Origin of the sequence: Sphingomonas aurantiaca (assembly GCF_003050705.1) — a bacterium.
Taxonomy (GTDB): Bacteria; Pseudomonadota; Alphaproteobacteria; order Sphingomonadales; family Sphingomonadaceae; genus Sphingomonas; species Sphingomonas aurantiaca.
The window spans coordinates 49,325-74,637 of the sequence record NZ_QAOG01000009.1 but is presented as its reverse complement, the minus strand read 5'-3'; the positions used below and the strand labels follow the sequence as shown (position 1 = coordinate 74,637).

Genomic DNA, 25,313 nt, shown 5'->3' with positions numbered 1-25,313 from the left:
CGATGTGATCGGGCATGCCGTCGTTCAGCCACGCCGCCGGCAAGCATCCCTGCCGCCTCACAACGTCCAGCATCGTTCGTTAACTATTATTTCCTAGGTCCGGTACGTCGCGGAATCGCCTGCGTCGCAACGAGAAAGCGGGCATATGGTTGGCCATCGACCGAACCCAGTTGTGGGCCATCCGCTCAACAAGCCGTTCCTGCTCTACGGCGTGCTCTGCTTCGTCGTCGGCATGGCGATGTACGTGACCGGCGTGCTGCTGGTGTTTCCGCGCTATCTGCTGAACCTGCACGCGCTGCTCGATCCCGTCGCCGAATGGCTGGTCTGGTATAGCGGCGTGCCGATCATGATCGGCATCGTGCTGGCGTTGTTCGACCTGCTCTACATGCTGCAGCACAAGAAGCCCGACGTGCCGGTGCGGTATATCCCGGTCCAGCGGCGTCGCGTGACCGTGGCGCTGACCGCGTATAACGACGAGGACAGCATCGCCGGCGCGGTCGAGGATTTCCTCGCGCATCCACTGGTCGAGCGCGTCATCGTCGTCAGCAACAACAGCCGCGACGCGACCTTCGCCCGCGCCGAGGCGGCCGGGGCGCTCACCTTCAACGAGCCCGCGCCGGGTTATGGCCGCTGCGTCCATCGCTGCCTGAGCGAGGCGGTGCGGTTCGACGATACCGAGTTCGTCGTGCTGTGCGAAGGCGACAGCACGTTCCGCGCCTATGACGTGGAGAAGCTGCTCGCTTATGCGCCGCATGCCGATATCGTCAACGGATCGCGCATCGTCGAGCCGCTCCGCCAGTATCTGACTCAGCTGACGGTCTTCATGTATTACGGCAACCTGTTCGTCGGAAAGCTGCTGGAGGCCAAATATCTCGGCCGCGGGACGATCACCGATGTCGGCACGACCTACAAATTGTGCCGCCGCGATGCGCTGGTCGGGCTGCTCCCGCATCTCAATCCGGGCGTGAATCTCGAATTCAACGCCCATTTCCTCGATACCGCGCTCAGCCGGGGCTTGCTGCTGCTCGAATGCCCGATCACCTTCCATGCGCGCATCGGGCTCAGCAAGGGCGGTAACATCAACAATTGGCGAGGCTTCACCGTCGGTGCGCGGATGATCTACGGCCTGCTGTCGGATTGGAAGCGCTACGCATGAACGGCGACTATCACGCATCGCGTCTGACAGAAGATCACCGGCGCGGCGCGGTGTGGGTGGCGCTGTGGCGCTACGTCTTCCGCCACCGCATCGCCGCGGACGCGTGCGTGCTCGATCTCGGCGCGGGCTATGGCGATTTCATCAACAGCGTCACCGCCCGGCGTCGGATCGCGGTCGACACCTGGGCCGGGCTCGCCGACCATGTCGCACCGGGGGTCGAGGCGCTCGTCACGCCCGTCACCGATCTCGGGGCGATCGCCGATGACAGCGTCGATTTCGCCTTTGCCTCCAACCTGTTCGAACATCTGCCGCAGGACGCGTTCGTCCTGGCCCTGCGCGAGATCGCGCGCACGCTGTCGCCGCGTGGCACGCTGACCATCCTGCAGCCCAATTACCGTTATGCCTTCCGCGAATATTTCGACGATTACACGCATGTCGCGGTCTATTCGCACATCAGCCTGGCGGACCTGCTGACGGCGCATGGCTGGGACGTGACGGAGGTGCGGCCGCGGTTCCTGCCGCTGACGGTCAAGTCGCGCCTGCCCGTCTGGCCATGGCTGATCGCCGCCTATCTCGCCTCGCCGTTCAAGCCGATGGGCAAGCAGATGCTGGTCGTGGCGCGCCCCCGATGATCCGGACGGCCCTGACCCGGACGGCCCTGACCCGGACGGCCCTGACCCGGACGGCCCTGACCCGGACGGCCCTGACCCGGACGGCCCTGACCCGGACGACCCTGACCCGGACGGCCCTGCGCCATGACTGGCGGGTGTGGGCATTGCGGCTGGGCGTGGGACTCGCGGTGGCGTTGCTCGCGATCGATCTGATCCGGCTGGTCGACACGGGATGGGGGGCGGTCACCTATCCCTATGATCTCGATTATGGCGAGGGGATCGTCTGGCAGCAGATGATCAACATCGCGGCCGGCTCGGGCTATGCACCGATCGGGGTGTTTCCGGCGATCGTCTATCATTATCCGCCGGTCTATCATCTCGTGGTAAGCGCCGTGGCCTGGATCTTCGGCAGCGATGGGCTGGCGACCGGCCGCATGGTGTCGCTGCTGTCGACACTTGCCGCGATCGGGTTCGTCGTCCGTCTCGCCTATGCGGCGATACCCCAGAATCCGACAATGGATCAGACTTTGCATCAGTCACGCGGCGTGCGCCTGCTGGCCGCGTTGATCGCTGGCGGATGCGTCGCCGTCTCACCGACGATCATCTACTGGGCCAGCCTCATGCGGGTCGACATGCTCGCCTGTGCGCTGTCGCTGGCAGGACTCGCGCTGACGCTCGATGCGACGCAGCGCCCCGCGCGGATCGCGCTGGCGGCGCTGTGCTTCGTGCTGGCGATCTATACCAAGCAGACGTCGATCGCGGCACCCGCCGCGGCGTTCATCGCCTTGTGGCTCGCCCGTCCCCGCGCGGCCTGGACGCTGTTCGGCTGGTGCGCGGCGCTAGGCCTGTGCATTTTGGCAGGTCTCAGCCTCACGAGCGATGGCGGCTTTCTGCGTCATACTCTGCTCTACAATCTGAACCGGCTCGACCTGTCGCGCGCGCTGCTCCTGCCGTTCGTCATCCTCCCCCAGATCAGCACCGTGGCGATCGCGCTGCTGGGAGTCATAGCGACCTGGCGGCGCCTGCAGCCGACCGCGCTTGCGGCCTTGCGTACCAAGCTCGCCGCAGATCCGGGAGCGTTCGCGGCGCTTCTGGCGCTGGCCTTTCTGGTCATCAAGACGGCGATGCTGCCGACGATCCTGAAATCCGGCGCCAGCGACAATTACCTGATCGAATGGCTGTTCGCGGTCGCGGTGTTCGTCGGTATCGGCGCCGCGCCCGTGATCGAGGCGGCGATGGGGAGCGCGCGCTGGCCGTCTGCGGTGCTGGTCGCGCTGGTCACAATCGGCGTGCCGATCCAGGCCTATTTCGTGTTTGCGGCCGAGACTGGCCTCCCCGCGACCAAACCCTATGCCGAGATCGTCGCGCGCATCGCCCGATCGCCCCGCCCGGTGGTGTCCGATGCGATGGTCTTGCTGATCCGGGGCGGCCAGCCCGTGCTGTGGGAGCCCGCAATCGCGGCCGAGCTCGGCCATGCCGGCCTCTATGACGAGAGGGGTTTTGCACGGCTGGTGCGCGCGGGGCATTTCGGATTCTTCATCACCACCGGCGATCGCGGCGATCGGCTGTATGACGAACGCTACAACCGCGTCGTCGCCGATGCGATCGACACGGCGTATCCGCGTCGTGAGCGACAGGGCCATCTGGTGCTGCACCTACCGCGCTGACGAGGCTAGCCCCGCGCGCGGATCCGGTCACACCGGGCTGGCGAGCTTCATGTCGCGCATCTTCGCCAGCAGGCTGGTCACCGCGGTCGTGCAATCCTCGGGGACGACGTCGAAGCGGTCGAGCAGCGCCGCCTCGACCGCCTCTTGCGTCTGCGGTGTCTCCAGCACGTCCCAGACCGCGTTGGCGGTGGCGTTCAGCGTCAGATAGGTCCCCGTTTCCAGGTTGATCATCACGAAGCTGTCCTCGACTTCGGTGCCGACCCACTGGTCGGTCCGTTGCCATAGCGTCTCGGTCATCCTGTCCCCCTCTCATCCATGGTCGTCGTGCGGGATCGTGCGTCGGATGGCGTCGTCGAGCAACGCATCCGCATCGTCGCGCGGCCATCGATAGACCGGGACGGTGCGCGCGAGCCACGCAGCGTCGCGAAGCGCGCGCGGACTGAGGCCGCACAGACGCGGCACGCTGGCACGGTGCCGGTTGGCGAGCAGCGCCTCGACCGCCGCGACCGCGCCGAGCCGGGCCCGGCTGGCGTGCGAATCATCGTCCAGGACGACGACCGCCGCGAGGCGCGCCGCGCGTCGCGCGCGCCGATCCGCGACCGGATGGAAGACGCGGGTGCTCGCCCCGCCCTGGATCGGCAGATGATAGCCGCCCGCGAGCCCGGCACAGCGCGGCGCTGTGGCGTCGGCGTGACGGGGCCGGCGGACGGCGACGCTGTCGTCGGCGACCAGATATGCGCCCCGCGTCAGAAAGCCTGCGGCAAGCCGCGATTTGCCGCTGCCCGAGGGGCCGGCAATCGCCAGCGCGCCGTCCCCCCAGTCGGGCGGGATCACCGCCGCGGCATGGAGCATGAAGTCGCCCTGCAGCCACAGCACCGCGGGCAGCGCGGTGGCGATCAGCAACGCCTCGATCATGTCCTGCGGCGCGCCTGCGATCGGGGTCACGTCGATGCGGGTCGGCGTGCAGCGATAGTCGGCGACCCCCGGGGCGGCGAAGTGGAGCGCGTCGCCGGCCAGCGACCAGATTGGCGGCGTGTCGGTCCGGACCAGCGGCGTCATGGCCCGGCATATGCTGATCGCCCCGTCTCCGCGCCCATCGTTGCCCGCACCCCAACCGACAGAGGGAGGCAAGGCACGCGTCCCCGGGATCGGCATGTCGGTGTCGATGACCCGGTCGAAGCCGATCCGGCGCATACGGATGCCAGCGCCCCCACCTCCGCCCCCGACGACGCGCCCGTTGCTACGCCCGCCGACGCGTCCGTTGCCGCTTCCGCCCATGCGTCCGTTGCCGCTTCCGCCGATGCGCCCGTCGCCACGACCGCCCGACGTCCCGCCCCAAGTCTCGCTGGCGCCCCCGCCGGCGATCGGTACGATTTGGACCGACATGCGCTTCGTCCGTCCAGCGCCCGGTGCTAATTCTGCGGCATGACCCATAGCGCACCGCTTCCCCGCTCGCTCCATCTCGAAGAGTTCACGCCGCTGGTCGGCCAGGCGCTGCTGGCGGAGTGCGATCCGCGGCCGGTGATGCTGCATCTGGTGGAGGCGTCGCCGCTCGTCGATCGTGCCGGGCTGGCGCGCCCGCCCTTCCTCCTGATCCTGCGATCCGCGCCCGATGCGGTGCTGGTATCGGGCAGCTACGTCCTGCGTGGCGATGCCTTTGGCCCTGATCGGATCGATCTCGCGCAGATCGCCCCGCCGGTCGCAGGGGCACCGGGTCATTATTACCAGGCGGTGTTCAACTGAACGCATGCCTCGGCGTGCCCTAAGCCGGCACACCTCGAGCCGACGCGCCACGCGCCGACGCCCGGGGACCCATGCCGATCCGAGCGCGCGCATCCTCGTCAATTGCGCGAGGGGAATATGCCGGTGAGCGCGATGCAGAAGTTCAGCGCAAGATACGGCTGCATGATGGACAGGGGTTGGCTGCCCCCCGTCTGCGCGATCGTGCCGGCCACGGTAAGCCCCCCCAGTGCCGCGGTCTGGCCCGCGGTCCCCGCCGGAACATAGATTAGCGGCTGTGCCGCGGCCGGGCTGGTGTCGTTCGAGCGCCCCAGCATCGATCCCGCTGCGGGGGTCTGCGTCGTCGCCTTGACGGTGAGTGCGTTCAGCCCCGATCCGGTCCCGGTGAAACCATGCGTATGGATCGGCATCTGCAACGTGGTGATCGTGACGGACGGGGTACCGGCGAGCTCGCCGATGGAATAGGGGGGCAGGCCCGGCCCCTGCCCCATATGGATCGGTACGCGACCGCGCAGATCAGGCAGCTGAAAAACCGTCTGACCGTTGCCGCCATAGGTCGTGCCGAGCAGCGAGAACAGCGCGGTGTTTTGGCTGAGCGACAGGAGTTGGCCATTACAGGCGGCAAAGCCGACGGGCGGGAAATTGAATCCGAAGATATGGATGGATCCGATAAAGGGTTGCGACCCCATAGGAATAGTCCTTGTGCTGCCGTGCGGATGGACGCGATGTGCCGATACGCGACAGTCTGGATGACGACATCCAAGAGGCGCGGTCTTGCAGTATATCGGAAGGCAGAATGCCAACCGATGACTAAATCCATAGTATAGGTCGATACAGGAGCCTGCTATCTGCTGCATATCATGGTGCGAGGAACAGCAGTGAGTCAACGAGATCTGGAGGAAGTGGGTCCGTTATGAAGCATGATCGCGCTGCATCGCGGCGATGTGGCGCAAGATCGTGAGCCGGGCATGGACGGGGGCGTTGTAGCTGCGCGCCGCAGCCTCGATCTCGGGCGTCGCGGCGCGGTGTTTCGCAGCGGTGTCGGACGTGAACGGCTGGTCGGGCGCCTTGGCGCTGCGCAGCGCGACCGCCGCCATCGCGGCGCGCTGTGCGGGGTCGGGCGCGAACCCGAAATGCGGCGCGATCCGGTCGATGATCGCGGCGGGCATGTCGGCATAGTCGACCAGCAGGCCGCCCCCCAGGGGCCAATGCTCGATCACCGCCTCGCCCATCCGCTTGAGCACCAGCGCGGCATAGTGATCCGCCGCCATGCCGGGCCCGCCCGCAATGTCGAGCAGCTCGACCGGCAGCATCCCCGCGACCGTATGGATGCCGCGTTCGCGCCGCTGCGACACCAGCACCTCGACTGGGTTGCGGTACGCGAACACCCAGGGCGTGTCTGGAAACGCCGCGCGGAACAGCGGCAGCGCGAGCACGTGCCAGCTGTCGAGCTTGACGAAGACTCGCCGCGTCTCGCCCGACCGGTCGCGGCCGAGCGCGCCGACGATCGCGCGGAGGGCGGCGACCTGGTCGTCCAGCGGTGCGCCCGACGTCATCGCCCAGCGGACCACCACGTCGAGCGGCTCGGGCTCCGACAGCACGACATGCGCGGGATCCGCGTCGAGCATCCGCGCGATCAACGTCGACCCGCATCGCGACATGTGATGGATGAATCCGGCGGGCGTGGCTGCGGTCTCGGCGCCGGCGACCAGGTCCGCAAGGCTGGTGCGCGTCCGGAACATCAGGTTGAACGGCCGCGACGCGAACCGCTGCACCGCCTCGGCGTAGAATGGCGCGTCGAGCGATTGCGGACCGAACCAGGCCCAGTCGAAGCCCGGTGGATCGCCCGGTAACGTCCCCTGCACCGCGCGCGCGGGCAGCCAGCCCTGGGCCGGCCAGCGATCACGCGTCACCGGGCTGGGCAACCAGCGACCAAGGCCGAGCGGATCGGGCCGGATCGCCGCGCGGATGGCGGCGAGGTCGTCCGCGTCGAGCGCGATCGCATGCGCTGCGGCGATTGCGACCGTTTCGGCGATATAGGCATCGGGGCGCTCGATCGCGCCGAGCCGCGCCTGCAGTGTCGCGTCGGCGAGCACCAGCGCGACGAATCCGGCCAGTCCGGCGCGCGCGGAGGACCTGCCGAGCGTCGCGTCGCTATCGGGCATCGTGGCATTGGTCACGCGGCTGTCCTCCATCACGGTTTCGGCTACGCTGGCTGTACGGATCGTGGTTCGTCGATGTCGCCGGGCCGCTTGGCATCGCCTCGGACCCGTCTTACGCTGCGGATCCGAACCCTGATCGGGGAAGCGTATCGTGGCTGAGCATCGCGGGCAACACGCCCTCCCCGCCCGCTCGCGCGGGCACGCTGGCCCCGCCCGCGCCCTCGGGCATGCTGGCCCCGCCTACTCGTTCACGTGTGCGCCGACAGAAGGGCGATGGCCCGACCGGCTGATCCTGCCAATGCAGGTCGATCCCGTCGGTCTCGCGGCGGATCTGGCGGGTCTCGCGGATCACGCCTGGACCGCGCATTTCGTCCCGCAGCATTATGAGGGGGACTGGAGCGTGCTGCCGCTGCGCGCGCCGGCGGGTGCGCTCCATCCGATCCTCCAGATCGCCCCCAATCCCCTGTGTCGAGACTGGGTGGATACCGTGCTGCTCGGCCTGTGCCCGTCGATCGCGCGGGTGCTCGACGGCTTTGCCTGCCCGCTGGAGGCGGTGCGGCTGATGCGGCTCGCGCCCGGGTCGATCATCCGGGAGCATCGCGACATCGATCTCGCCGCCGAGGCGGGCACGGCGCGGCTGCATATCCCGATCACGACCAACCCCGGCGTTGCGTTCCGCCTGAACGGCACGCGGGTCGCGATGGCGCCCGGCACCGTCTGGTATCTGCGGCTGGCGGATCCGCATTCGGTCGCCAATACGGGCTCAACCGATCGCATCCACCTGGTGATCGACGCGATCGTCGATCCGTGGCTCGAAGACCTGCTGGATCGCGGTCGGACGATTGCATAGCCGATCGGACCAGACGCAATCGCCGGACCGCTGCGGTCCCGATCCGGCAGGCAATGCGCCGATGCACAGAAAGACGGGCAGGCTTGCACCCATGTATCGATTTTGATACATGGGCGTTCATGAAGCCGATCGCGTTCCTGGGCGACAGCCTCGACCGGCTACGCGACTTTCCCGAGGACGCGCGATCGCAAGCCGGCCACCAGCTTAACGAGGTCCAGAACGGCACCGATCCGGACGACTGGAAACCGATGAAGACGGTCGGGCCCGGCGTCCGCGAAATCAGGATCCGGGAGGAGTCCGGGGCGTTCCGGGTGATCTACGTGGCGACGTTGCCCGATGCGGTGCTGGTGCTGCACGCCTTCCAGAAGAAGACGCAGGCCACGCCCCGACGCGATATCGATCTGGCGGCAAGCCGCCTGCGCGCATGGAAAGGATGACGAGAATGGACGTCCAGATGTTCGACAGCGTGTTCGACGCGCTGGCCGACACCCCGGCCGAAGCCGCCAACATGAAGGCGCGATCCGAGCTGCTGTCGGCGCTCAAGGCGCGCATCCGATCCTGGGAGGTGTCGCAGGAGGCGGCTGCCGGCCGGCTCGGCATAACCCGCCCGCGCCTCAACGACCTGCTGCAGGGCAAGCTCGCGAAATTCTCGCTCGACGCACTGGTGAACCTCGCCACCGCCTCCGGTCTGACCGTACACGTCCACGTCGCGGAGGCGGCTTGATCCTGCTGCCGTAGCGACCCCGCCCGCGGCTGGACCAGGCGGATGGCGACCGGTATGTCTCGTGAATGCGAAGGGCGGGGTCGCTCGTCTCGCTGGGGAACGCCATGTCGCTACGCCGCAAGCTGCGCACCGCGTCGTGTCTGACCGGGGCCGATTGGCGCCTGATCGTCGAGGCGATCGCGGCGCTGCTGGTCGCACGGCTGCGCAGCCTGTTGCCGTTCCGGGTGCTTGCCCGGCACATGGGCGGTATCGTCGCGCCGCATAGCCAATATGCGCCCCCTGCCCCGCTATCGTCCGCTCAGACGGACAGGGTCTTCGCGATCCGCTGGGCGATCGGCGTGGTGGCGCCGTGGATGCCGTTCCGCACGCTGTGCCTCCAGCAGGCGATCGCTGCGCGGGCGATGCTGGCACGGCGCGGGATCGACAGCGTGCTCCATCTCGGCGTGCGCGATCCGACCGGCACCGCGCTGGAGGCGCATGCCTGGCTCGATGCCGGCGGGCTCAACGTCACCGGCTACCCGATCGATCCGGCGCTGACCGAGGTCGGGCGCTTCGTCTGACCCACCGCCCGCCCCCCGCATCCTTTGCGTGGGGGGACCGACGGACCGGGTGTCGCCAAGGCCTATGCCGCGGTGGTCTGCGCGGTCTCCAGCAGGATCACGCGGTCGCAGGCGCGCAGCGTCTCCTCGCGGTGCGCGATGATCAGGATCGTCGCCTGTGGCAGCGCGCGGCGCAGATTGGCGATCACCGCCTGTTCGGTCGCGACGTCGATCGCGTTGGTCGCCTCGTCGAGGATCAGGAGCCCGGGATCGCGCAGCAGCGCGCGGGCGAGCGCGATCCGCTGGCGCTCGCCGCCCGACAGCCGCGTGCCGCGATCGTCCATCTGCGTGTCGAGCCCCTGCGGCATCGCCCCGACCATCTCGGCCGCCCCCGCCTGCGCCAGCGCGTGCCAGAGGTCCGGATCGGGCCGCACGTCGCTGCCCCAGGTCAGGTTGCGGCGGATGCTGTCGTTGATGAGGTAGGAATCCTGCGCGACATAGGCGAGCCGACGGCGCCATCCGGCCAGTATGGCGGGGCCCAGCGCCTGCGAGTCATCGCCCTCGCCAATCACGATCCGACCCTGGCTCGGCTCGAGCAGCCCGGTCAGCAGGTCGACGAAGCTCGTCTTGCCGGTCCCCGAGGCGCCCGACAGCCCGACCAGCTCGCCCGCACCGATTGCTAGATCGAGCCCTTCGAACACCGGCGCGGCCGCGCCCGGATAGCGGAAGGTCACGCGCTCGAAGCGGATCGTGCCATGGTGCACCGCCTGCGCGCCGGCGCCGGTGGTGACCGGCACGGGCGCGCCGAGATCGGCCTTCAGGTCGCGCAACGCGGTGAAGGCGGGCAGGACGCCGAACAATTGCTGCACGCTTTGCTGCAACGATCGGACCGGACCGCTCATCCGCACCAGCACGACCAGCGCGGCGAGCAGCGTGACGGTCGGGATGTCGAGCAGCACCGCGCCGAAGATCATCATCGCGCCGGCCAGCGAGGCGATCGTCGCCGACGCGATCGCGACGCGTGACTGGAAGCGTTGCTGCAGGGCCAGTTGCGCGCGCAGTTTGGTGCCCTCCTCGCCGATCTGCGCGACGAACGCGTCCGCCATGTCGTGCGCGACCGCGATCTTGAGACCGCCGAGGAAATGCGCGGTTTCGCCCGCGATGCGGAAGGCGAAGCGCGCGCTCGACCGGCCGACCGCCCCCGCGCGTCGCGACAGCGGCACCAGCACGACCAGGCCGAGCAGCGCGAACCCGATCACCACCAGCGCGACGACCGGCGACAGCAGGATCATCAGGATCGCCTGGACCACCAGCATGATGCCCGCCGCCATGATCTGCAGCAGGACCGAACAGGCAAAGGCGAGCCGGGTGATCTCGCTCGACAGGATATGCGCGATCCGCGCATGCTGCAGCCGCGCCAGCGACGACCAGCGCGCATGCGCCAGATCGGTGACGACCATCAGCCGGCGATGGTCGACGAACCCCAGCGTCAGGTCCGACACCAGCCAGTCGCGCGTCGACAGCACGATCGCGCGCACCCCGACGAGCAGGCAGAACGCGACCAGCACCGCCGCCAGTTGCTCGAGCCGCGTGACCAGTCCGACCGACGCCAGCGTCTCGACGACCATCGCGCGCCACCGCCCGCCGGTCTGCGGCGCCAGCAGCGAGAAGATCGGCACGAGCAGCGCCAGCCCGACGCCTTCGAGAATGCCGCCCGCCAGCATCAACCCGACCGCGGCGCCCAGCCGTCGCCCGCCATGCCGGACGAAATCCCCGACCAGCGCCGCACCATCCGCAGCCAGCGATCCGGCGGGCATGTCGGGCGCGGCGCGGTCGGGCCCGGAGCGGTCGGGCCCGGACCGGTCGGACGAAGGGCGGAAGAGCGGCATGAAGCCAAGCATGCGGGCCCGGGGCGCCGGGAGCAAGCTGGTGGTGCCGGCGGACCACGGTTTGCGGGCTTAGCCGTCGATCACGATCCGGCGGTAATCGCGGTTCGGAACGCAGCACAGTTTTGCGGTTTCGCCGTCATATGGATGCCGAGCCTGGCATCTGCCGACAGTGCTCGCAATGGCGGTTCTCAAGCCGGTTGTGGGGGAGTTGCATCCGGCCTGCGCTTGACCGTGAGCGCTCTCCCTTCCAGCCATGTTCGATAGCGCGAACCTGACTGCCCGCAGCTCCCTTTTTTGCACGATAGCGGGCCTCCCACTTCTTCGCCTGCCGGGCTGGAAAGGGAGTGTTTTTCACCGGCTCGACCCGGCTCAGGCTGACGCCTTGAGCAGTTCCCGAACGTCATCAACGCCGAGCGTTTCAACCACCGCCATGATCCGTTTCAGTCGACCGGCCGGGACCTTGGGCAACCCCGCCTTCTGGATCGTTGCAATCGTCGCGGCCCCTATCTTCACTATGTCGTTTTGACGCTCGGCCAACTTGCGTTCCCCGGCCTTGATCGCGGCCAGTTCGGCATCCAGCGACGTTGCATTGCTCATAGCTTTTTGATCAGGCCGATCGAGCTCTGAACGGTCCGATGATAACGGGTCGACAGTCATCCAAGAAAAGGACCGCGGCCACCTCGACGACGTGGCCAAATCCAATGCCGGTTTGCAGGCTTGCCGGCTCCGCGCTGATCGCCACTTTCGGGACCCTACCGACGTCGGTCCAGAACGTCGATTTCTCGAAACGTCGCGGCAAAGCAATGATCCAGGACTGCCGTGAGCCCGGCGCCATGCTGGTCGACCGTTATGTCCTCTACAGGGGGCGTCAGCCGCAAGGATATCGAGTTCAAAGGAAGCGAAAAGTGCTTCCCCGATGCGAAGCGTAAGGCGGTCCTGAATATGCCGTTCGGGGAACATGGGGCGGTCGAAATCCATACCCCCTCCCCTCACCGTCTCGACCCGCCTCATACGTTGCTGATCGGCCCCACCGGCGACGGCAAAATCACCGCGCTCGGGGACCATCTCGGGCAGATGCGCGAGCGTCAGGATAGCGCCGTCATGTTCGACCTGACCGGCGCCTAATGTTGAAGCGTCATACGATCCCAAACACGGCACGATCCTCAACCTCATGGCGGGCGGCGCAGGTCGTTGCGCAACCGCGGTTCACAGGCGCCGGCGGTGGACGATCCCCGCACCGGGATCGCCGGATGCCAGACTAAAACCCTCGTGTGATTGGCGCGCGCCGCAGATGGCGTTCATGCGTCAGGCGCGGATCCTCGTACAGGTCGCGCAGCGCGCGCAGGCGGAACGCGTTCCACCAGCGTTGCCAGCGATGCTCGGCCGCATCGTGGAGCATGTGGCAGCGCTGGCACAGCGCGGCGAGATTGCCCGGCATGTTGTGCCCCGGATCATGATCGAGATGCGCGCAGGCCAGCACCACATAGGTCGTGCGGACGCCGGCGAGGTCGACGCGATCGCGGACCGCGACCCGCCGCCCCCGCGCCGACCGCCAGCACCCGGCGCCTGCATCCCACCAGCGCCCGTCGCCGAGATGCGCGACGAAGCGCCGATGCGGCCGCGCGCAGCGTTCGCAGCGCGCGCCGGCACGACCAAAGCGGATCGCGTCCGACACTTGCGGCCAGTCGATCGGATACAGCCAGCGGTTTTCGGGGCGGATCGGCATCGTGATTCTATGAGTCACGCACGAGTCGAAGAAAAGTGAAATATTCGCCTTTCGTTGCCCTCCTGTTCCAGACGCGGGCGCAATGGCGCCAATCAGGGCGATCACCGGCTGTCGACCATGCATGATGTCGACATGTCGGCGATACGACATGTCGATTATAGATTCGCGGATCACTGCGCCCTGCCCCATCCGGCGCGCAGGCGCATGCCCAGCAGGCCGACCAGCATGAACCCATGTCCATTGCCCGACATGTCGACACGTCGACCGCCAACCCCGGTCCGGCATGCCGGCGATCTCGGGGCGGCATGCCGGGCCGGGAAAGCGGGCCCGCCGCGGCGCCGGCTACGCGGATCGTCTGCAATGCATGGGTGGCAGAACCGGTCCCGTCCGCTACAGGGTATCGTCACAGGCCCTGTCGCGTATTCGAGAGATATCATGAAAGTTGTTTTGTCGTTGATCACGATCCTCGGATTGTCCGGTTGCATCGCGATCGGTCCGAGCGGTCCGACCGGCCTCGCCAGCGGATCCGATGGCGCGATGTGGTCGGTCAGGCCGACCGCCGACGTCGCGGCGTGCCTCGCCGCCAAGACGCAGGAGTCCGACGCCGTCACCTATCGTGCCGACCCGGTCGACAATGACAAGGTGATCTACCGGACTCGCGTATCGATCTTCGGCGCCCGCGACAGCCATAGCCACGAGGCGGCCGTCAGCTGCCTGTGACGCGGGGGGCCGGCCGGTAGCGGCTGGCCAGTAACGGGCTGGCCACTACCGGCTGGGCGCTCAACGCCCAGGCGCGGCCGACGTGTCGCGCTGTAGGCATGTCGACATGATGCCGACGCCCGCCTTGGCTAGCCTTGGCGGGGCGACCCCTAATAGGCGTTGCGATGCCAGAGCACGCGGACGGTCAGGAAGATGATCTTCAGATCGCGCCAGATCGTCCAGTCGGTCAGATATTCGAGATCGGCATCGACTCGGTTGCGCAGATCGTCCTCGAATAGCGTCGCGCCGCGATAACCGCGGATCTGCGCGAGCCCGGTCAGGCCGGGCTTGGCGGCGTGGCGGTCCCAATAGCGGTCGTCGACCTCCCAGAACAGCTTGTCGTTCGCGCGCGACCCCAACGCGTGAGGGCGCGGCCCGACGATGCTCATGCTGCCGCCCAGCACGTTGAAGAGCTGGGGGAGTTCGTCGAGCGACGTCCGGCGGATGAAACGCCCGCACCGCGTGACACGATCATCGTCGCGCGCGGTGGAACGATGGCCGCTATGGTCGCCCGTCTTCATGCTGCGGAACTTGAACATCCGGAACATGCGGTTGGCACGGCCGATCCGGATCTGTTCGAACAGCACCGGCCCGGGGCTGTCGGATCGCACCCACAGCGCGATCGCCGCCATCACCGGCGCCAGCAGCACCAGCGCGGTTCCCGCCACGGCGATATCGAAGAGTCGCTTGATGATCCGATCGACCAGGTTGAGCGGCCCGATCGCGACGATCAGCGAGGGTGCGGCATGGTCGGGACCGATGCCGCGCGGGCGCAGCACGGCGAGTTCGGGCATGTCGATCTCGCCCTGGATATTGGCACCGCGCAACGCGCGCGCCCAGGCCTGGCGCCGCTCGGGCGGACAGGCGACGACCACCCGATCCATCGCCGAGAGCGCCATGGCGAGCTTGTCGTACATGACCGGGTCGTGATTCTCGGAATCGAGCGTGAATCCGGTCAGCGTGATCGAGAAGTCGCCAGCGGGTATCGGCGCCATGCCATCGCGGATCAGCGCGATGCTGAACGGGTTGCCGCCGACGATCTGGGGGAGGCGGGGGATCAGCAGCCATCGCGCGACCCCCGTCAGCGCAAAGGCGAAGGCGGACCCGAACCCGATCATCGCGCGCGAGAAATCCTGCACCGAGCGCAGGTAAAAGGCCGCGATCACCAGCAGCGCGAGCGTGACCGCCAGCGCGTACCAGCTCTTCTTGATCGCGATGACCGGGTCGCGCAGGCTGCGCGTGTCGAACGCATCGACGCTGGAGGCGACGACCAGATAGACCGGCACGAGCACGATCATGAACAGCGGCGTCCGGCTGACGACGAAATCGGGGCGGCCAAGCCAGGTCAGCAGGAACCCGGATATGATCGCGATGATGTCCCCGAGCATTAGACACCCGATAGAGCGCAGCCGGAGAACGGACGCCGGCGCATGCCAGGTCGTCTGCCTTAATTCGTCGTGTTTGGTCGCCATACGCGCGTGTCACTACCCATATTTCGGCAGCAGAGCTGAAAGATACCGAGTTTCCAGTCCTTAAGCGCATATTGACGAGATTTCACCCCTTGCGTGGGCAGGGCGCGGCGGTTTTCAGGAGGGTGAGATGGCGGGTGCGGGCATCAGGATGCCGGCCTGAGCAATTTCTACTCGAAAGCACGAATTGCATGGTAGAAACAGCGCATTGACCCCGTTCGCCACGAGGCGGGATGCCAAAAGTTCGTGCTTTCGAGTAGGAAAGGCGGATGACCCGAACACCCCCTGTAAAACGCCCCAAGGACGGCAAGCCGATCCTGCCCTCCCGGATCCCCCAGGGAGACCTGTTCCTGCTCGACAGCCCGCTATACGGCGAGATCCGCGGCGAGCGGTCGCTGATGGCGTTTCCGTTTTTCGCGCTCAGCAAGAATGCCTGGATGAAGCCGCTGAGCTATCAGACCGATACCGTCACGATCGAGGTCCGGCCGAGCGCGGGCGGGGTGGCGACGATCTACGACAAGGAGATCGTGCTCTACATCGCCAGCCTGATGGCGGCCAAGCTCGAGGCGGGGGACGATGTCGCGCAGGATTTCGTGTTCACCGCGCATGATCTGTTCAGCGTGACCGGCAGCAATCACAGCGCGCGCTCCTATGGCCGGCTGTCCGAGGCGCTCGAGCGGCTGCAGGGGACGCAGATCAAGACCAATATCGAGGCGGGCGGCGAAGGTGAGGAGGGCTTCTTCTCCTGGTTGTCGGAGGCAAAGCTGCACTACACCAAGACGCGCGCCGGCGAACGACGCCTGAAGGCCGTCAAGGTTCGGCTTTGTGACTGGCTGTTCCGTGCGATTTTGCTCGACCGGCATGTGCTCGACTATGCGGCGACCTATTTTCAACTGGGGCCGATCGAGCGGCGGATCTACGAAGTCGCGCGCTCGACCGCTGAGGGCGACGGGTTCGAGATCGATCTGGCGACGTTCCGGTTGCAGATCGGCTATCAGAATCCGCTCGCCAATTTCCGTGCTGCGCTGCGGCAGATCGTCGCCGCCGATACGATCCCCGACTATCGCCTCGAACTGGTCGAGACGCTCGCCGATCCCGACGCGATCGACACGGTCAGGCGCGGCCGCAGGACCAACCCGGTCCGCGTGGTGATCACCCGGCGTCCGGCACAGCTGACCGATGGAGTCTCGTCGTCGCTGTCGCGCATGGTGCTGTCGACCGCCGAAGCATCCGCCCCATCGCAGTCGCAGTCGCCGTCGCCGTCGCCGTCGCAATCGCCAACGCGGGCAGCGCCGCAGTCTTCGGACGAATCAGGAAATCCCGATTCGGATGACGCGATTTAATTGATACTCGAAAGCACGAAGTTTCGTGCGAATTTCTACTCGAAAGCACGAACGCGGCGATGAATTGATACTCGAAAGCACGAAGTTCCGCCGCGGAAATGTAAAGTAATTCGTAATTGATACTCGAAAGCACGAACCGCAAACGCTTTCGCTTCGCGTGAATTGCTGCAAAAATCGGTCCATGTCGGCGCTGGTGTCGGCGCGATCGATGATGGAGTGGCTGTGACCCCATAAAGGAAAGCCCGGCACGAGGCCGGGCATCCCAAGGTTAGATTGAAGCGACGTCGCCAAACGTCGATTCCGGAGCTCAACAAGCTCTCTTCATATAGCCTGGATCGTCTTGCGGTTCAAGGATGCGCGTTTCGCGCCACGCCCCTTTTTGCCCTGGTCCCAGCCCCCGATGGGGGATGGAAGATGACGGTTTTGACCTTGGGTCAGGCGACCATGCGGGCGCTTGGCACGATGACGGCGCGCGGCCCGTCTGCGCGGCCGAAGACGCCGCATCGCACCGGCGCGCCCGTGCTGCGCGACAGCATCGAGGCGGGGACGTTCGAGGCCATGTTCTTCACGGTCCCCGCCAAGGGCGAGACCGACAAGCTGCTGCGGATCGCGCGGCGCACGCTCGATGCCGGTCGCCAGCTGCGCCGCGAGGCGCGGAGCGGCGCGCGCACGCTGAGCGCGGTCGAGCGGCGGATCGCCGCGCTGACGGCCGCGGCGGTGCGCGTGTACGAGGAGATCCTCACGCTTGCGCGGCTCAACCGCGGCCAGGTCTTTCCGAGCTACGACCACCTCTCCGACGCGACCAGCCTCGGCCGCGCCACGATCGCCCGCGCGTTGCATAGCCTCGAGGCGCTCGGGTTTCTCGTCCGCCAGCGCCGGTTCAAGCGCGTTGAGGCCGAGGGCCCTGGCCCGCGCTACCGACAGACCTCGAACGTGTACCGCCCGATCCTTCCACAGTGCGTGCTCGCCTATCTGCCCCGCTGGATGCGCCCCGCGCCCCGCCCCGACGACAGCGTCCAGCACGAGGCTGATCAGCGCGATGCGATGGCGGCCATGATCGCGGGGCTCTCCTGCCGCGACCTCGCCACCGTCACCGTAGGCGGCGCGCTGGGCAGGATGCTCGCCAAGCTCGGCGCCGGCATCGACCGCTTAGAGCGCGAGTCTCAAAACCATCCTCAACCGCTTACTCAGTAATATGAACAAGGATCTTTGAAGACAGCCTAGTCGGCTGACAGATCGCTAACCTCGGAAAAAATGCAAAACACACACGATAGGCAACTAGGGGGAAACCGCGGAGTGCCGGCTACGCCGTCACATGCTCCCTGGCTGGAGCAAGCGGATAGGGCGGTTCTCCAGAGCTGCTGTGTCGACACGTCGCTATGTCGACAGGCAAGGACTCGCACCCCGATCCCAGCGCGGTTTGTCGGCAAAACGGCTTTTACGCTTGCCAAAACCGAGTCGGTGACGTCATGTAGACATGTAGGGAGCTCGACATGACGACTATCGCCATCATCAGCCAGAAGGGTGGGGCCGGCAAGACCACGCTCGCGCTGCATCTTGCCGCGGCCGCGCATGATGCGGGTCGCGTGGCGCTCATCATCGATACCGACCCGCAGGCGACCGCGAGCCAATGGGCCGCTTGGCGCCAGGATGCGCCCCCCGAAGTCATCGACAGCCCGCCGCCACGGCTCGCCGCCAAGGTCGCGCAGGCGAAAGGGCAGGGGGCGGATTTCATCGTCATCGATACGCCGCCGCATGCCGACACCGCCGCGCGCGCCGCGGTCGAGATCGCCGATCTGGTGCTGATCCCGTGCCGGCCGAGCGCGTTCGATCTGTCGGCGATCCAGACGACCGCCAAACTGGTCCAGCTGCTGCGCAAGCCCGCCTTCGTCGTGTTCACTGCGGGCTCGCCCAACGCGCCGCGTATGTATCAGGAGGCGGGCGAGCTCGTCATGGGGTTCGGGACACCCGCCTGTCCCGTCCAGATCCCCGACCGCGCCGCCTTCCGGCATGCAAGTGCCGAGGGACGCACCGTCATGGAGTTCGAGCCCAGCGGCAAGGCAGCGGAAGATATCCGACACTTCTACGAGTGGACATGCCGACAGGTCGGCATGTCGACACCCGCCAAGAAACCCGCCAAGAAACCTGCTCGAAATGGAAAACTCGCCGCATGAGCCGCAAACCTTCGTTCGCCAATCTGCGCGACCGTACGATCGCCGAACCCGCCGCGTCGCCGGCGCCGGTCGGCGGGCAGGGCGCCACCACCGGTCCCGCCAGCCGCCAGGGCCGCAAGCAGGTCGCCGGTTTCTTCAGCCCCGAAATGTCGTTTGCGATGCACACGCTCGCCAGGCGTCAGGGCCGCAGCCTCCAGGCGTTGATGGCCGAGGCGTTCAACGACGTGCTGCGCAAACACGGCGAGAGCCCGATCGGCGACTGACGAAGAACGCCGGACCCGTGCTGCACCTGCGAGGGTGCGCGCGGATCAGGCCCCTAACTCAACCGGCCCAATCAACCGCGCAAATCAGTCAGCGGCGTGCCCGTACATCCACGCCAGCGTATCGATCAGCGGCCGCGGCGCCCAGCCCGGCACCGCGCCGCGCAACACCGTCGCATCCCCGCCCAGCACGGGAACGTCGTTGGCGCGGACGAACGCCAGATTGGTCCGCACCTCGACGCTATGGCCGCTCAGCGTGGTCAGCATCGCCAGGATCTCGTCGATCGACGAGACGGTGCCGGTGCAGATGTTGACCACCGGCGGGACATCGGCCTCCAGCACCAGCCCGGCATAGGCCTGCGCGACCGAACGGACATCGCCGAAATCGCGTTTGACCCAGCTGTTGCCGAGTTCGATGACCGGCGCCCGGCGCCGGAAATGATCGACCAGCTTGGGCACCAGATACTGCGTCGCCTGCCCCACGCCGGTATAGTTGAACGGCCTGGCGACGACGATGTCGAGCCGGTCCTTCCACAGCGCGGCCCCCAGTTCCATCGCGCGCTTGCTGATCGCATAGTGATTGGCCGGATAGGTGGCGGCCTGCTCGTCGATCAGGCCCTGCGCGCCGGGGCCATAGACCTGCGCACTGCTCGCCAGCACGCAGCGCGCACCGGGTTTGCGGCGCGCGACCGCATCGAGCAGGTTGAACGTGCCGATCTGGTTGACCGCGTAGAAGGCGCGCCAGTCGGCCACGTCGACGAACGCGCGTGCCGCCAGATGGATGACCCGGTCGAAGTCGGTGGCGTCGACGGCACGCTCGACCGCGGCCGGATCGCACAGGTCGGCCGACAGCGCGATGCACGCGACGCCCTTGGCTGCGAGTGCATCGGCCACGAACCGCCCGGTAAAGCCATCGGCTCCCGTCAACGCCACGCGCATCAGAACGACCAGCCGGCCGCGTTGCGGCGCATGTCGGCCTCGACCATCAGCGCAGCGAGTTCCTCGAGCTGCACTGCGGGCTCCCAGCCCAGATCGTCGCGCGCCTTGCTCGCGTCGCCGATCAGCAGCTCGACCTCGGCCGGGCGATAGAATTCGGGGTTGATCCGGACCAGCGTACGGCCGTCCTTGCGATCGCGACCGATCTCCTGCTCGTCGGCACCCGACCAGTCGAGCGCGATCCCGACCTGGCCGAAGGCGAGCTCGACAAAGGTCCGCACCGTCTCGGTCCGGTTGGTCGCCAGCACGAAGGTATCGGGAATGTCGTGCTGCAGCATCAGCCGCATGCCCTCGACATAATCCTTGGCATAGCCCCAGTCGCGCTTGGCATCGAGATTGCCGAGCTCGAGGATATCGGCCTTGCCCTGGGCGATCTTGGCGACCGTATCGGTGATCTTGCGGGTGACGAACTCACGCCCGCGCAGCGGCGATTCGTGATTGAACAGGATGCCGCTGGTGCCGAAGATCCCGAAGCTTTCGCGGTAGTTCACCGTCAGCCAATGCGCATAGAGCTTGGCGACGCCGTACGGGCTGCGCGGATAGAAGGGAGTATCCTCGCGCTGCGGGATCGCCTGGACCTTGCCGAACATCTCCGAGGTGGAGGCCTGGTAGAAGCGGATGTCGCGGTTCACCGTGCGGATCGCCTCGAGCAGATACGCAGCACCCAGCCCGGTGATCTGCCCGGTGGTGATCGGCTGGTCGAACGAGACGCCGACAAAGCTCTGCGCCGCCAGGTTGTAGATCTCTGTCGCCTCGGAGGCTTCGATCAGGCGGATGGCGGATCCCATGTCGGTCAGGTCATATTCGACGAGCTTGAGATTGGGGTGGTTGGTGATCCCCAGCTCGTCGATCCGCCAGAAATTGACCGAGCTTGTGCGCCGATAGGTGCCGAACACCGTATAGCCCCGGTCGAGGAGGTTCTCGGCCAGATAGGCGCCGTCCTGGCCGCTGATCCCGGTGACAATGGCAGATTTCGTCATATATGTTCCTGCTGACGGCCCGACCGAACGGGCAGCGATACTGAAAAGGGTTGGATACGCACCGCTTAGAGGCTGGTGTTGCGAATATCCAGAACGTGCGCGCGGTTGGTCCCGTCCGCAGACGCGGGCTGGTTCCCGCGCAAGTCCTGCGATAGACGCCGCCATCGGTCCGGACCGGGGCGATCGCCGTGCGCGATCGGCTCGACGATCCGGGACGATCGACAGAGGCATCGGCCAGGGCAATTTCGATGAGCGTGAAGGCAAGGCTGGGGCGGGCGACCATGGTCGAGGGCGTCAAGGACGTCCTGGCCTATGCCAGGGCGGCGTATCGTGGCGTGGTGCGCAAACGCGCGCGTCCCGCCCGTGGCGGACAAGCGGGCGCGCAAAAGCACGTCCTGATGATCGACGATCTCGTGCCCGACCCGCTGTTCGGGGCGGGCTATCCGCGCGCCTTCGCGATCGTGCAGTCTCTGGTGGCGGCGGGGCATCGCGTCAGTTTCTATCCGATGCGATCGTCGCCGGCCGATATCGATCGGATGACGACGGCGTTCGCAGGCGCGGTGCTGTTTCATCCGGGCGCGGGCGCGCGGGGCTTGCGCCGTCTGCTCTGGACGCACGGCGCGGATGTCGATTCGCTGTTCATCAGCCGGCCGATGCCGATGGCGGCGTTCGTGCAGGCGGGCTGGCAGGCGGGGGCCAAGGCGGGGGGCAGGGCGGGGCGGCGATCCGCTCAGGTCGTCTACGATGCCGAAGCCGTGCTGGCCCCGCGCGAGGCGCGTCGGCGGGCGCTGTTCGACACGCGCTGGTCGGACCAGGACTATCAGGCCGCGATCGCCGACGAGCTTGCGGTCGCGCGCACCGCCGACGCGGTGACCGCGGTGGGCGAGGGGGATGCAGCGACGATCCGGTCCGTGCTCGACGCGCCGGTCTTCGTCCTGCCGCATCCCGTCGCCATCCGCGCCGGCACCGCACCGTTCGGCGACCGGCAGGATTTCCTGTTCGTCGGCCGGCTGACCGGATCGTCGTCCCAGTCGCCCAACATCGATTCGGTCACCTGGTTTCTTACCGCGGTGATGCCCGTTCTCGATTCTCTCATCGGCACCGGCTACCGGCTGCACGTCGTCGGCCGCGTGGAATCCGCGGAGATCGAGGCGCTCGCCTCCGACCGCGTCGTGCTGCACGGCGTGGTCGAGGATCTTCGGCCGCTCTATGATCGCTGCCGGGTCTTCGTCGCCCCCACCCGCTACGCCGCGGGTATCCCGCTCAAGGTCGTGGAGGCGATGGGGGAGGGGATTCCCTGCGTCGTCACGCCGCTGCTGGCAGACCAGCTGGCGCTAGACCCACCCCAGCCCGAGACAGCTCAGCCTGAGACAGGCCAGCCGCACGACGTACCCGCGGATAGGCAAGCAGGGGACGCCGGCGCACGACAGTTCGCGGAAGACTGCGCGCGCCTCTATACCGATCAGGCCGCGTGGCAGGCCGCGCGCGATTCCGGCACCGCGCATGTGACTCGCTGCTTCTCGCAACAGGCGTTCGATACCGTCCTCCACGACGTTCTGCGGCAGGGCGATCGGCCGCGCGATGCGCAGGGCGTGCCTTTTTCACAATCGATCCGCTAAGGCGCGATCATGTCAGTGCGTCGTTCCCTCGCCTGGACCTTTTCGGGCCAGTTCATCGCGTTCGTGGTCCAGTTTGGTGGCCTGATCGTCGTTTCCAGACTGTTGTCGCCGCGCGAGGTCGGCATCTACGCGATCGCGATGGCCGCGCTGGGGCTCATCCAGGTCTTCACGACCTTCGGGATCGCCTCGTTCATCGTCCGCGAGGCTGAACTCCCGACCGAGACGCTCGAAGCCGCGTTCACCGTCAACGCGATCCTCATCGTGTCGCTCACGCTGCTGCTGGCGGGGCTGAGCTTTGCGACCGGGCCGCTATTGGGGGCGCCGCAGGCGGGCAGCGTGCTCCGGGTCGTGGCGCTCAGCAACCTGCTGGCGATCGTCAATTTCAGGCCCTCGGCGATGCTGCAGCGCGAGATGCAGTTCAAGCAGCTGTCGATCATCAGCCTGACGAACATCATCGTCCAGACCAGCGCGACGATCACCTTCGCGCTGCTCGGCGCGAGCTATATGAGCCCGGCCTATGCGGCGCTCGTCGCGGGGGTCGCAGTGACGGTGCTGACGCAGATCTTCGGCCGCCATCATATCGGGTTCCGCGTGTCGCTCGCGCAGTGGCGGCCGATCACGACCTTCGGCCTGCAGATGATGTCGGTCAGCGGCGTGGCGATGATCACCGGCAAGTTGTCTGACCTGCTGCTCGGCCGGATCCTCGGCGTGGCGGCGCTGGGTCTCTATGGCCGCGCGTCGAATCTGTCGGGGATCATCTTCGAGAATCTGTACGGCACCGTCACGCGCGTCGTGTTCGTCCAGCTCTCGAAGGATTATCGCGAGGGCGGCGACTGGCGGGGCACCTATCTGCGCAGTTTCGCGATGATCACCGCGTTCATGTGGCCGTTCCTGATCGGTCTCGCCATCCTGTCGCGCCCGGTGATCTTCATCCTGTACGGCGCGCAGTGGCTGCCCGCTGCGCTGCCGCTCTCGGCGCTGCTGGTCGCGCAGTTCTTCGGCGTGGCGTTCGGGATGAACTGGGAGCTGTTCGTGCTGCGCGGCGAGACCGGGCGCCAGGCGCGCTACGAGGTCGCGCGGCTGGTGCTGGGCGTGCCGATCTTCGTGATCGGCTGTCTGTTCAGCATCCTCGCCGCGGCGCTCGCCAAGATCGTCGACGCGCTGATCGGTCTCGTCCTCTATTATCCGCATGTCCGGCGTCTCGCGCAGCTCGACCGCTACGCGATCCCGAAGGTTTACCGCGACAGCGGCATCCTGACGGTCATGGCGGTGCTGCCCGCGCTGGTGACGATGATCGTCTACGACTGGTCGCCGCGCACGCCGCTGCCGGTCGTGGCGGGGGTCGGGATCCTCGGCATCGCCTTGTGGTTCGGCACGATCATCGTCATGCGGCATCCGCTGCACGACGAGATGCTCATCGTGTGGCGGCGGTTTCGCAAGACCCGCGCCGTCGTCTGACGCCCGCGCGGCTAGGATCGCTGTCGGGCCAGCCGTCCCTGCTCGGCGAAATAGTCGATCAGCATGGTCTCGATCGCAGGGTCGGTGAGGCGCTCGAGCTGTTCCTGGCCCTGCTCGACCCACTCCGCGCGCGTCGCCGGATCGAGCATCTCGGTCATCGCCGCGGCGATATCCTCCGCCGATGACGGGTCGATCAGCCGCGCGCCGCGACCGCCGACTTCGGCCTGCGATCCCCCGAACCCGGCGATCACCGGGATGCCGGCCTGGAATCCCTCGGCGATCGCCATGCCATAGCCTTCGTAGAGCGACGGATAGACCATCGCCCGGCTCTCGCTCAGGATGCGGAACTTGGTGTCGTGGTCGACATAGCCGGTCAGGACCACGCGGTCGCCGAGCGCGAGCGCGTCGATCTGCGGCTGCAGCGCGGCATAGTTCGAGCCGACCAGCACGAGCCGATAGTCCGGGTGGTCGCGCACGAACCGGGCAAAGCCCTCGAGCAGGACATCGACCTTCTTGCGGAAATCGACGCCCCCGACATAGACGAACTGGTCGCGCGGCGCGACCGGCGCCTGCCGGTCGACATCCTTCAACCGGATCAGGCACGCGGTGACGTCGCGGCGATGGAAGACCCGGCGGATGTCGATCGCGCTCTGTTGCGAGATCGTCAGGATCGCATCCGCCCGCGCGACCGCGATCAGCTGCGCCACGGTCTCGGCATTGGCCGATGGATGCCGCAACAGCCTTTTCCAGTGGCGCAGATGATAGTGGCGAAAGAACAGGTAGGGAATGACGTCGAGCAGCCCCAGCACGTAGCGGACATGCCCGGCCTTGCGCAGCGGGATGCCGCGATTGGCGCCGGTGAAATACACGTCATAGTCGCTGTCGGCGAGATGACGCGGCAGCGCGCGCTGTTCCCAGCGCAGCGGCCCCTGGTCGCCGAACACCCGCACGTCGAGGCCCGCGACCTCGGTATAATGCGGCAGCAGCGGCTGGTTGCTGAGCAGCGTAAGCGCGAAATCGGCCTTGCGCAGGCATTCGATCACCGAGCACAGATAGATCGTATAGCCGCACGGCGCGCCGCTCAGCGGACGGACGTCGATCGCGATCCGGATCGCGCCCTTGCTGGCAACGGGGGCGTCGCTGGCGACGGGGGCAGCAGGCATGCACGTTCCTTCAGGTTCACCGAGGACC

General features: G+C 67.0%; 27 protein-coding genes. 16 read left to right on the top strand and 11 right to left on the bottom strand.

Features of this window, described 5'->3' with window-relative positions; genetic code table 11:
* Positions 1 to 145 precede the first annotated feature (145 nt).
* From C8J26_RS19420 to C8J26_RS19405, 3 genes are read left to right on the top strand one after another with little or no spacing between them, the layout of a single operon-like run.
* Positions 146 to 1,156, top strand: a complete 1,011-nt coding sequence (locus tag C8J26_RS19420) for a glycosyltransferase (RefSeq protein WP_244185419.1) — start codon at positions 146 to 148, stop codon at positions 1,154 to 1,156.
* Complete coding sequence (locus C8J26_RS19415) at positions 1,153 to 1,788, top strand: methyltransferase domain-containing protein (RefSeq protein ID WP_107960018.1); 636 nt, start codon at positions 1,153 to 1,155, stop codon at positions 1,786 to 1,788. The genes C8J26_RS19420 and C8J26_RS19415 overlap by 4 nt, the downstream gene beginning before the upstream one ends.
* Positions 1,785 to 3,434 (top strand): hypothetical protein, encoded by a 1,650-nt coding sequence (locus C8J26_RS19405; RefSeq protein WP_244185418.1) that lies wholly within the window; start codon positions 1,785 to 1,787, stop codon positions 3,432 to 3,434. The genes C8J26_RS19415 and C8J26_RS19405 overlap by 4 nt, the downstream gene beginning before the upstream one ends.
* 27 nt (positions 3,435 to 3,461) lie before the next feature.
* Here the strand turns inward: C8J26_RS19405 and C8J26_RS19400 are convergent, their stop codons facing one another.
* Positions 3,462 to 3,731 carry a PqqD family protein gene (locus tag C8J26_RS19400; protein WP_107960016.1) on the bottom strand — a complete coding sequence of 90 codons (270 nt, stop codon included), beginning with the start codon at positions 3,729 to 3,731 and terminating at the stop codon, positions 3,462 to 3,464.
* Positions 3,732 to 3,743: 12 nt separating this feature from the next.
* Positions 3,744 to 4,820, bottom strand: a complete 1,077-nt coding sequence (locus tag C8J26_RS19395; RefSeq protein WP_107960014.1) for a phosphoenolpyruvate carboxykinase (ATP) — start codon at positions 4,818 to 4,820, stop codon at positions 3,744 to 3,746.
* A gap of 39 nt (positions 4,821 to 4,859) precedes the next feature.
* Between C8J26_RS19395 and C8J26_RS19390 the strand changes: the two genes are divergently transcribed.
* Positions 4,860 to 5,177, top strand: a complete 318-nt coding sequence (locus tag C8J26_RS19390; RefSeq protein ID WP_107960012.1) for a DUF6916 family protein — start codon at positions 4,860 to 4,862, stop codon at positions 5,175 to 5,177.
* Positions 5,178 to 5,275: 98 nt separating this feature from the next.
* Here C8J26_RS19390 and C8J26_RS19385 read toward each other — a convergent pair whose 3' ends face one another.
* Together C8J26_RS19385 and C8J26_RS19380 are read right to left on the bottom strand one after the other, a co-directional pair.
* Positions 5,276 to 5,863, bottom strand: a complete 588-nt coding sequence (locus C8J26_RS19385) for a phage tail protein (RefSeq protein WP_107960010.1) — start codon at positions 5,861 to 5,863, stop codon at positions 5,276 to 5,278.
* Positions 5,864 to 6,085: 222 nt separating this feature from the next.
* Positions 6,086 to 7,354 (bottom strand): sulfotransferase family protein, encoded by a 1,269-nt coding sequence (locus C8J26_RS19380; RefSeq protein ID WP_146168923.1) that lies wholly within the window; start codon positions 7,352 to 7,354, stop codon positions 6,086 to 6,088.
* Between the two features lie 280 nt (positions 7,355 to 7,634).
* On the opposite strand from C8J26_RS19380, the gene C8J26_RS19375 reads away from it, so the two are divergent.
* The 4 genes from C8J26_RS19375 (at position 7,635) to C8J26_RS19360 (ending at position 9,470) form a co-directional block, all read left to right on the top strand.
* Positions 7,635 to 8,186 carry an aspartyl/asparaginyl beta-hydroxylase domain-containing protein gene (locus tag C8J26_RS19375; RefSeq protein ID WP_107960006.1) on the top strand — a complete coding sequence of 184 codons (552 nt, stop codon included), beginning with the start codon at positions 7,635 to 7,637 and terminating at the stop codon, positions 8,184 to 8,186.
* A 119-nt stretch (positions 8,187 to 8,305) separates the two neighbouring features.
* Positions 8,306 to 8,623, top strand: a complete 318-nt coding sequence (locus C8J26_RS19370; protein WP_107960004.1) for a type II toxin-antitoxin system RelE/ParE family toxin — start codon at positions 8,306 to 8,308, stop codon at positions 8,621 to 8,623.
* A gap of 5 nt (positions 8,624 to 8,628) precedes the next feature.
* Positions 8,629 to 8,910, top strand: a complete 282-nt coding sequence (locus tag C8J26_RS19365; protein WP_107960002.1) for a helix-turn-helix domain-containing protein — start codon at positions 8,629 to 8,631, stop codon at positions 8,908 to 8,910.
* Between the two features lie 104 nt (positions 8,911 to 9,014).
* Positions 9,015 to 9,470, top strand: coding sequence for a lasso peptide biosynthesis B2 protein (locus C8J26_RS19360; protein WP_167398925.1), 456 nt, complete (start codon positions 9,015 to 9,017; stop codon positions 9,468 to 9,470).
* A gap of 62 nt (positions 9,471 to 9,532) precedes the next feature.
* Here C8J26_RS19360 and C8J26_RS19355 read toward each other — a convergent pair whose 3' ends face one another.
* On the bottom strand, positions 9,533 to 11,338 hold the full coding sequence (locus C8J26_RS19355) for an ABC transporter ATP-binding protein (RefSeq protein WP_146168922.1): 1,806 nt from the start codon (positions 11,336 to 11,338) through the stop codon (positions 9,533 to 9,535).
* 369 nt (positions 11,339 to 11,707) lie between these two features.
* On the bottom strand, positions 11,708 to 11,935 hold the full coding sequence (locus tag C8J26_RS19350) for a hypothetical protein (protein ID WP_107959996.1): 228 nt from the start codon (positions 11,933 to 11,935) through the stop codon (positions 11,708 to 11,710).
* A gap of 222 nt (positions 11,936 to 12,157) precedes the next feature.
* On the opposite strand from C8J26_RS19350, the gene C8J26_RS19345 reads away from it, so the two are divergent.
* Positions 12,158 to 12,463, top strand: coding sequence for a type IV secretion system DNA-binding domain-containing protein (locus C8J26_RS19345; RefSeq protein WP_167398924.1), 306 nt, complete (start codon positions 12,158 to 12,160; stop codon positions 12,461 to 12,463).
* Positions 12,464 to 12,596: 133 nt separating this feature from the next.
* On the opposite strand, the gene C8J26_RS19340 is transcribed toward C8J26_RS19345, so the two are convergent.
* Positions 12,597 to 13,082, bottom strand: coding sequence for a hypothetical protein (locus tag C8J26_RS19340; RefSeq protein WP_244185417.1), 486 nt, complete (start codon positions 13,080 to 13,082; stop codon positions 12,597 to 12,599).
* 417 nt (positions 13,083 to 13,499) lie between these two features.
* Between C8J26_RS19340 and C8J26_RS19335 the strand changes: the two genes are divergently transcribed.
* The gene (locus C8J26_RS19335) at positions 13,500 to 13,784 is read left to right on the top strand and encodes a hypothetical protein (RefSeq protein ID WP_056420770.1); all 285 of its coding nucleotides are present in this window, start codon (positions 13,500 to 13,502) and stop codon (positions 13,782 to 13,784) included.
* Positions 13,785 to 13,933: 149 nt separating this feature from the next.
* Here the strand turns inward: C8J26_RS19335 and C8J26_RS21010 are convergent, their stop codons facing one another.
* Positions 13,934 to 15,211, bottom strand: coding sequence for a sugar transferase (locus C8J26_RS21010; RefSeq protein WP_107959990.1), 1,278 nt, complete (start codon positions 15,209 to 15,211; stop codon positions 13,934 to 13,936).
* A 350-nt stretch (positions 15,212 to 15,561) separates the two neighbouring features.
* Between C8J26_RS21010 and C8J26_RS19325 the strand changes: the two genes are divergently transcribed.
* From C8J26_RS19325 to C8J26_RS19310, 4 genes are all read left to right on the top strand, one after another.
* Positions 15,562 to 16,635 carry a replication initiator protein A gene (locus C8J26_RS19325; protein WP_107959987.1) on the top strand — a complete coding sequence of 358 codons (1,074 nt, stop codon included), beginning with the start codon at positions 15,562 to 15,564 and terminating at the stop codon, positions 16,633 to 16,635.
* Between the two features lie 414 nt (positions 16,636 to 17,049).
* Positions 17,050 to 17,829, top strand: a complete 780-nt coding sequence (locus C8J26_RS19320) for a helix-turn-helix domain-containing protein (RefSeq protein WP_107959985.1) — start codon at positions 17,050 to 17,052, stop codon at positions 17,827 to 17,829.
* Positions 17,830 to 18,128: 299 nt separating this feature from the next.
* Positions 18,129 to 18,809, top strand: a complete 681-nt coding sequence (gene parA, locus C8J26_RS19315) for a ParA family partition ATPase (protein WP_107959983.1) — start codon at positions 18,129 to 18,131, stop codon at positions 18,807 to 18,809.
* Positions 18,806 to 19,072 (top strand): ribbon-helix-helix domain-containing protein, encoded by a 267-nt coding sequence (locus C8J26_RS19310; protein WP_056420759.1) that lies wholly within the window; start codon positions 18,806 to 18,808, stop codon positions 19,070 to 19,072. Before parA ends, C8J26_RS19310 begins: the two co-directional genes overlap by 4 nt.
* 84 nt (positions 19,073 to 19,156) lie before the next feature.
* On the opposite strand, the gene C8J26_RS19305 is transcribed toward C8J26_RS19310, so the two are convergent.
* Together C8J26_RS19305 and gmd are read right to left on the bottom strand one after the other, a co-directional pair.
* Positions 19,157 to 20,008 (bottom strand): GDP-mannose 4,6-dehydratase, encoded by an 852-nt coding sequence (locus tag C8J26_RS19305; protein WP_107959981.1) that lies wholly within the window; start codon positions 20,006 to 20,008, stop codon positions 19,157 to 19,159.
* Entirely contained in the window at positions 20,008 to 21,045 is a 1,038-nt protein-coding gene (gmd, locus tag C8J26_RS19300) for a GDP-mannose 4,6-dehydratase (RefSeq protein ID WP_107959979.1), read from the bottom strand. The genes C8J26_RS19305 and gmd overlap by 1 nt, the downstream gene beginning before the upstream one ends.
* 248 nt (positions 21,046 to 21,293) lie before the next feature.
* Between gmd and C8J26_RS19295 the strand changes: the two genes are divergently transcribed.
* On the top strand, positions 21,294 to 22,664 hold the full coding sequence (locus C8J26_RS19295) for a glycosyltransferase (protein WP_107959977.1): 1,371 nt from the start codon (positions 21,294 to 21,296) through the stop codon (positions 22,662 to 22,664).
* Between the two features lie 9 nt (positions 22,665 to 22,673).
* A complete protein-coding gene (locus tag C8J26_RS19290) occupies positions 22,674 to 24,122 on the top strand; it encodes an oligosaccharide flippase family protein (RefSeq protein ID WP_107959975.1) in 1,449 nt (482 codons plus the stop codon).
* An 11-nt stretch (positions 24,123 to 24,133) separates the two neighbouring features.
* On the opposite strand, the gene C8J26_RS19285 is transcribed toward C8J26_RS19290, so the two are convergent.
* Positions 24,134 to 25,285: a glycosyltransferase family 4 protein gene (locus C8J26_RS19285; protein WP_107959972.1), complete on the bottom strand. Its 1,152-nt coding sequence runs from the start codon at positions 25,283 to 25,285 to the stop codon at positions 24,134 to 24,136.
* Positions 25,286 to 25,313 lie beyond the last annotated feature (28 nt).

What these genes read in the sequence shown, in the direction of transcription:
- C8J26_RS19420 (WP_244185419.1), top strand. Translation starts at nt 146, where the DNA reads ATGGTTGGCCATCGACCGAACCCAGTTGTGGGCCATCCGCTCAACAAG.
- C8J26_RS19415 (WP_107960018.1), top strand. Translation starts at nt 1,153, where the DNA reads ATGAACGGCGACTATCACGCATCGCGTCTGACAGAAGATCACCGGCGC.
- C8J26_RS19405 (WP_244185418.1), top strand. Translation starts at nt 1,785, where the DNA reads ATGATCCGGACGGCCCTGACCCGGACGGCCCTGACCCGGACGGCCCTG.
- C8J26_RS19400 (WP_107960016.1), bottom strand. Translation starts at nt 3,731, where the DNA reads ATGACCGAGACGCTATGGCAACGGACCGACCAGTGGGTCGGCACCGAA.
- C8J26_RS19395 (WP_107960014.1), bottom strand. Translation starts at nt 4,820, where the DNA reads ATGTCGGTCCAAATCGTACCGATCGCCGGCGGGGGCGCCAGCGAGACT.
- C8J26_RS19390 (WP_107960012.1), top strand. Translation starts at nt 4,860, where the DNA reads ATGACCCATAGCGCACCGCTTCCCCGCTCGCTCCATCTCGAAGAGTTC.
- C8J26_RS19385 (WP_107960010.1), bottom strand. Translation starts at nt 5,863, where the DNA reads ATGGGGTCGCAACCCTTTATCGGATCCATCCATATCTTCGGATTCAAT.
- C8J26_RS19375 (WP_107960006.1), top strand. Translation starts at nt 7,635, where the DNA reads ATGCAGGTCGATCCCGTCGGTCTCGCGGCGGATCTGGCGGGTCTCGCG.
- C8J26_RS19370 (WP_107960004.1), top strand. Translation starts at nt 8,306, where the DNA reads ATGAAGCCGATCGCGTTCCTGGGCGACAGCCTCGACCGGCTACGCGAC.
- C8J26_RS19365 (WP_107960002.1), top strand. Translation starts at nt 8,629, where the DNA reads ATGGACGTCCAGATGTTCGACAGCGTGTTCGACGCGCTGGCCGACACC.
- C8J26_RS19360 (WP_167398925.1), top strand. Translation starts at nt 9,015, where the DNA reads ATGTCGCTACGCCGCAAGCTGCGCACCGCGTCGTGTCTGACCGGGGCC.
- C8J26_RS19355 (WP_146168922.1), bottom strand. Translation starts at nt 11,338, where the DNA reads ATGCCGCTCTTCCGCCCTTCGTCCGACCGGTCCGGGCCCGACCGCTCC.
- C8J26_RS19350 (WP_107959996.1), bottom strand. Translation starts at nt 11,935, where the DNA reads ATGAGCAATGCAACGTCGCTGGATGCCGAACTGGCCGCGATCAAGGCC.
- C8J26_RS19335 (WP_056420770.1), top strand. Translation starts at nt 13,500, where the DNA reads ATGAAAGTTGTTTTGTCGTTGATCACGATCCTCGGATTGTCCGGTTGC.
- C8J26_RS21010 (WP_107959990.1), bottom strand. Translation starts at nt 15,211, where the DNA reads ATGCTCGGGGACATCATCGCGATCATATCCGGGTTCCTGCTGACCTGG.
- C8J26_RS19325 (WP_107959987.1), top strand. Translation starts at nt 15,562, where the DNA reads ATGACCCGAACACCCCCTGTAAAACGCCCCAAGGACGGCAAGCCGATC.
- C8J26_RS19320 (WP_107959985.1), top strand. Translation starts at nt 17,050, where the DNA reads ATGACGGTTTTGACCTTGGGTCAGGCGACCATGCGGGCGCTTGGCACG.
- parA (WP_107959983.1), top strand. Translation starts at nt 18,129, where the DNA reads ATGACGACTATCGCCATCATCAGCCAGAAGGGTGGGGCCGGCAAGACC.
- C8J26_RS19310 (WP_056420759.1), top strand. Translation starts at nt 18,806, where the DNA reads ATGAGCCGCAAACCTTCGTTCGCCAATCTGCGCGACCGTACGATCGCC.
- C8J26_RS19305 (WP_107959981.1), bottom strand. Translation starts at nt 20,008, where the DNA reads ATGCGCGTGGCGTTGACGGGAGCCGATGGCTTTACCGGGCGGTTCGTG.
- gmd (WP_107959979.1), bottom strand. Translation starts at nt 21,045, where the DNA reads ATGACGAAATCTGCCATTGTCACCGGGATCAGCGGCCAGGACGGCGCC.
- C8J26_RS19295 (WP_107959977.1), top strand. Translation starts at nt 21,294, where the DNA reads ATGAGCGTGAAGGCAAGGCTGGGGCGGGCGACCATGGTCGAGGGCGTC.
- C8J26_RS19290 (WP_107959975.1), top strand. Translation starts at nt 22,674, where the DNA reads ATGTCAGTGCGTCGTTCCCTCGCCTGGACCTTTTCGGGCCAGTTCATC.
- C8J26_RS19285 (WP_107959972.1), bottom strand. Translation starts at nt 25,285, where the DNA reads ATGCCTGCTGCCCCCGTCGCCAGCGACGCCCCCGTTGCCAGCAAGGGC.